Raw genomic sequence first — 1289 nt, 5'->3', positions numbered from 1 at the left:
GGGTTAAGTTGTTCTCTATTCTTAATTGTTTTAACCGTTCATTAAACATGTATTTTCCTCCTCAGAAAAAAGTTACCTATAGGGATAGTCTTTACATACATATTAATACTAATGTTTCCTATAAGTAAACCTAAATTGGATAAAAAGTATATTTTAAAAAAATTCTAAAATGAAGTTGTCTTCAGGGTAATTTATGTGTATAATAAAAATCGTAAACGAGGTGATTATAAATGAAAGTGAATTACCAATTACTTTTAGAACTTCGAAATAAGAAAAAAATGACACAGCAAGAGCTTGGATTACAAATTGGTAAAGCTAAAGCAACAATTTGTCGATATGAAAATGGAGTTAGAAGCCCTAGCTTGCAAACTTTGTGTGGTTATGCAAAGGTTTTTGGTGTAACAATAGATGAATTGATGATAGAAGAATAAATTTTTTTTGACTCAAGTTACCCTGAGAGAAATCGAACTATGAAAGGAGTTATCTAATGTTAATCGATATCAAAAAAATTAAAGTATCCGATCGTATCCGCAAGGAATTCGGCAATATAGAAGAACTTGCGAATGACATCAAAGAAAATGGACTCATTAATCCACCTGTAGTTACACCTGAACATGAATTAATTGCTGGTGAACGGAGATTACAAGCTTGTAAGCATCTAAATTATCAACAGATTGAAGTACGTGTCATGTCCGTTCGAGATTATGAACACAAGTGAAAAATTGAAATTGGTGAGAATGAACACCGTAAGGAATTTACCTTCTCAGAAAGAATGGCTTGGGCGAGAGAACTCGAGAGAGTGGAGTCGGCCAAGGCAAGGGAAAGACGAGGGGCACGAACAGATTTAAACATGGTGGAAAATTTTCCACCAAGTAAAGTACGAGATGTTGTAGCCGAAAAAATAGGCATAGGTAGCGGAAAACAATATGAAAAAGCAAAATTCATTGCCGAAAATGCTGACCCTTCCACAATAACCAAATTAGACAACGAAGAAACGAGCATACATAAAGCATATACAGAATTGAAGGCAAAATTGAAAGAAAAAGAAAAGCTCTTATATCAAGAAACGGAGAAAAGAAAACGTGCGGAACAAGAAACATTTTCAGCCCGTAAATCGGAAGAACTCACCCGGAAACAACTAGAAGAATTCGAACAACAAGAGCCACAGATTATCGAGAAAGAAGTGGTGAAAGAGATAGCAATCGAGTCTCTAGAACATATTAACCTTATAAATGAATTAAATAATAATAATAAAAAGCTCAAGGAAGAAATCCGATTCTATCGAGAAA

General features: G+C 34.1%; 2 protein-coding genes and 1 pseudogene. All 3 read left to right on the top strand.

Annotated elements, in window-relative coordinates; genetic code table 11:
* Positions 1-230 precede the first annotated feature (230 nt).
* Positions 231-431: a helix-turn-helix domain-containing protein gene (locus ACODS7_RS32045; RefSeq protein ID WP_098679585.1), complete on the top strand. Its 201-nt coding sequence runs from the start codon at positions 231-233 to the stop codon at positions 429-431.
* Positions 432-487: 56 nt separating this feature from the next.
* On the top strand, positions 488-718 hold the full coding sequence (locus tag ACODS7_RS32040; protein WP_488828602.1) for a ParB N-terminal domain-containing protein: 231 nt from the start codon (positions 488-490) through the stop codon (positions 716-718).
* A gap of 54 nt (positions 719-772) precedes the next feature.
* A pseudogene (locus tag ACODS7_RS32035) lies at positions 773-1289 on the top strand (ParB N-terminal domain-containing protein); the annotation flags it as partial.

It is taken from the genome of Bacillus sp. FG16 (genome assembly GCF_057809515.1).
Note: the sequence above shows the minus strand (reverse complement) of the source record. Positions and strands in the feature narration are given on the sequence as shown.